The organism is Pseudoalteromonas sp. SG43-6 (assembly GCF_014164365.1).
Lineage (GTDB): Bacteria > Pseudomonadota > Gammaproteobacteria > Enterobacterales > Alteromonadaceae > Pseudoalteromonas > Pseudoalteromonas rhizosphaerae.
Genome location: NZ_JACJEZ010000108.1, coordinates 1 through 3,673, shown reverse-complemented (window position 1 = coordinate 3,673; position 3,673 = coordinate 1). Strand labels below are relative to the sequence as shown.

Below are 3,673 nucleotides of genomic sequence, written 5' to 3'. Positions count from 1 at the left end.
CCGCTTGGGACACACTTATATCAATCAATAGAGCACTACTTCAAAATAGATAAAGATATAACAGAAAAACACGGATTTCCTGAGGAGTTAAAACCCTATTTAGACCCAGCAGATTGCCAAGTTAATAGAGAAGCCGTGTGGTAGTGAAGTTAGTTTGTTTAGCATTTACACAAAGGAGTGATGCCGAACTGAGAAAAAATAGTTAATAGTACAGTTCGGTAATAAGGAAGTTGAATATGTTTGAGCAATACGCAAAAACCGCTTATCGCGCTAAGCAAGCTGCAAAATTTAGAAATGAAATCGCAACAGATGAACGTGATTCAATGTTTTGCCGCTATCAAAGTAAGCAGGCGTTTTACCCGAGAGACGGTGTATTTGGCCACTGTTTTGATAATAGTCAAAACAGTTGCTACAAAGGTAATATTACTGGAGCAGAAAAATATGCACGTTCAATTTTAGCAAAAGGTAAAAATGAATTAGCAATGCCATTAGCAGGAAACGCAACTAATATTGCTGGCTTTGTCATTTTTTCTTGGGCAATAATTCATTTTTGTATTGTTATATTCTTGTTTGTTATGCCGTTATTTAGTTTAGCTTTAGGGGCGGTTGATGTTGCGTTAGAATTTTTAGCGGGCCTGTCATTATGTTGGATAGTTTCTAAATTGATTAATTGGTTAATTTGGCCGTTTTTTAGGTTTAAATATAATCTAGCTGTTATTTTTAATCGTGCCACAGGAATGGTGGAGGTACCAACTAAAAACGCGAAAGATTTCGATATTTTCCCATTTGAAGAGTTTAATGCACATTATAGGGTGCAGCATAACCCTAAAAGCGGTTTTCCATACCGTGGGTTTACTTTGTTACATTATCAGCAAAGCATGCGATATGACCAAACTTTTAGTAACCAGATAGCATCTGCATTTATTCATTGGGAACTGCTACAAAACTTTATGAATGTTACTCAGCCTTTGGCTGATATCCCGCAATTTGAATATTACCGTGAGTTTGATAAAACCACTGCTGAATTTGATAAAGCCAATGGTCGCCCTAAGTATTTTTGGTATCGTGTTGATAAGTCATTTTTAAAAGAAATGTCCAAAGCAGATGACGAGTTGAGAAAAGAATTTAATGATGAAGAGCAGCTCGATAATCTTTTGATGGGTAAACCTATTAAAAAGCTAACACCGCCAGATATTTTCAAGTTTCCATGGAAATACGCAGATAACATTAAGCCTGAAAGCGAGATCAAGTTCGGTAAAACACTGTGGCAAAAATTCACATCATTTTTGATGGTAGATCTGTAGTTAAGTAACATAATAAAATTAAAGGAATTTAACCCAAGCAGTAAATAACTGCTTGGGTAGGCAAAAGGATATTCATGTCAATTTCATATAAATTTGCAAAACTAAATGCAAAAGCAATAGAGAACTCGCAGAACTTTAAACACTATATTTCCTCAAAAAAGTATGAGTTCACATCACCCAAAGGAATAATGATTCCCCGATTTTATTGAATGATAAAATTTAAATAACTACCTCAAATGTTTGATTAAACTGCTGTAAAGCGGCTTCAACGCGGGTGATGCCTAAGTCAAACTCAGCCCGGGTTGCTGGGCCGCCTAGGGTGAGGCGAACACCATTTGGATTATCTACTTTTAGGGCTGGAACTTCTGGGATAAAGGAATCTAGCGTCCTTACAATTACCTTATGCGCTTTTAATACGCTGCAAAACTCAAACATATTCTGCGACTGGGATAAGCGAATATATACATTTAAACTGGCAAACTGAGCATCTATCTCATAAGTTTGAAGCAGCTTTTTTATTTGTTCAATACGATAGCGTATCTCATCTGCTAGCTTAGTTTGATTATAAGTAAATTCGTTACTTTTAATGGCGCGCATTATTAACTCAAAATTCATTGAGGAAACCGCCCAACACTCACTATGAATTTGTTTTAAAATTGGTTGCTCCCAAAGTCGTGGAGGTAATAAGTAACCGGCTCGTAGTCCGCCTGCAAAATATTTTGAAAAGCTTGAAATATAAAAAACCCGATCCGGTGCTTGTTGCCACAATGGTAATCGCCAATACTCTGGCAAACAGTAATTTACGTCATCTTCAATAATGAAAAAATTATATCGGCGACTCAGCGCCAGTAGGGCATTTAAATTGTTACTGCTATAGCAAATATTGGTTGGATTTTGACAGTTTGGCGTGATGTAAACCGCTTTGATTGTACGCGACTTACACAATGCTTCAATTTGCGCAAGATCAATCCCGTCGCTATGCACGTTTACTTGCGCTAATGAAAGTTTAAGCGAATGACACGCAAGGTAAAAACCGGGGTAACACATTGACTCTGCAATGACAGTATCGCCACTTTCACACAAGGTTGCTAACGTAGTGAATATTCCTTGCTGAGCACCTTGGGTAAATATCAACGGATGGTTTAAGCAATCAAAGCCCTTATCCGCTAGCCATTGTTTGAAAAAATATTGATGTGAGGTAAGTCCATTGAGTTTATAAATCATCACATCTGTTAATGCACGTTGATCCTTTGACAGCGATTGCAGGGCATTGGTCATAACATGTTGTTGCCCCATCATCGGTTGCATGCTTGAAGCAAAGTCTGTGTCGCCCTCAAAATGACTTAACTCAATAACTTTACTTACAAAGGTACCAGCCCCTAGTTTTGCAGTAACCAACCCTCGTTGCTCAAGTAAAGCATATGCACGAGTTACCGTACCATGTGTAACACTTAGGCTGTCAGCGAGAAGTCGTTGGGCTGGTAATTTTTGCTCAAAACCCAGCATTTTGTTGTCGATAGCATGCTCAATCAAAGCGGCTAATGCGCGATATTTTGGCTGTGTTTTGCACAAACTACTAAATAGAGTGTGATCCGGTTTGTAAATTGTATTCATAACAATAAAAATATTGATGATTTTACATAAGTATGACAATTAATAGTTATTAAACAACTACAATATTGTATCAATACAATTAATCATTATGAATACAGCTACTGTTTTTGAGCTTGCTCCGGCTCTCATTTTATTTTGTTTTGCGGCGTCAATTACGCCTGGGCCTAATAATATTTTGCTTACTCACTCAGGCACACATTTTGGCGTGATCAAAACCCTACCGCACTTATTGGGTATTCGAGTAGGCATGACGATAATGCATTTGGCAATGCTACTAGGATTAGGTAAATTGTTTTTAATACAGCCAAAGCTGCATTTTTTTCTACAGCTTTGTGCCAGTGGTTATATTTTATATTTGGCATACAAGATAGCTAGTAGCTCTCAATTAAAAGGTGATAATGCTCAAGCAAGGCCTTTAAATTTTTTTCAAGGCATGCTTTTTCAGTTGATCAATCCTAAGTCATATGCAGTGTTAATGACACTTTGTACTGCACTTACTTTACCAGGAGGTGCCTATTGGCCTTCTGCAATTTTGGGCGTGATTATTTTTAACCTTGTCGCGGCTTGCTCAGGCTTGTTTTGGGTGAATTTTGGCAAATACATGCGCCAATTTCTAAATAAGCCAAATATCCTAAAGTATCCCCAGAATTAGCCTTTATATATCAATGAACTAATAGTATTAAAAAATGTGGGAAGCGAGGGAACATTCATGGTGTTTTGTGATCTTATGAATCGCTTAAAAACAACAGAGCTAA

3 protein-coding genes are annotated in these 3,673 nt (G+C 37.3%); 2 read left to right on the top strand and 1 reads right to left on the bottom strand.

All coding sequences use genetic code 11. From position 1 onward, the window contains the following. Positions 1 to 236 precede the first annotated feature (236 nt). Positions 237 to 1,304, top strand: a complete 1,068-nt coding sequence (locus H5201_RS22170) for a hypothetical protein (RefSeq protein WP_182785418.1) — start codon at positions 237 to 239, stop codon at positions 1,302 to 1,304. Positions 1,305 to 1,523: 219 nt separating this feature from the next. Here the strand turns inward: H5201_RS22170 and H5201_RS22165 are convergent, their stop codons facing one another. Continuing rightward, the gene (locus H5201_RS22165; protein ID WP_182740914.1) at positions 1,524 to 2,918 is read right to left on the bottom strand and encodes a PLP-dependent aminotransferase family protein; all 1,395 of its coding nucleotides are present in this window, start codon (positions 2,916 to 2,918) and stop codon (positions 1,524 to 1,526) included. Positions 2,919 to 3,006: 88 nt separating this feature from the next. Between H5201_RS22165 and H5201_RS22160 the strand changes: the two genes are divergently transcribed. Then, positions 3,007 to 3,570, top strand: coding sequence for a LysE family translocator (locus H5201_RS22160; RefSeq protein WP_182785417.1), 564 nt, complete (start codon positions 3,007 to 3,009; stop codon positions 3,568 to 3,570). The last annotated feature ends 103 nt before the right edge of the window (positions 3,571 to 3,673 follow it).

What these genes read in the sequence shown, in the direction of transcription:
- H5201_RS22170 (WP_182785418.1), top strand. Translation starts at nt 237, where the DNA reads ATGTTTGAGCAATACGCAAAAACCGCTTATCGCGCTAAGCAAGCTGCA.
- H5201_RS22165 (WP_182740914.1), bottom strand. Translation starts at nt 2,918, where the DNA reads ATGAATACAATTTACAAACCGGATCACACTCTATTTAGTAGTTTGTGC.
- H5201_RS22160 (WP_182785417.1), top strand. Translation starts at nt 3,007, where the DNA reads ATGAATACAGCTACTGTTTTTGAGCTTGCTCCGGCTCTCATTTTATTT.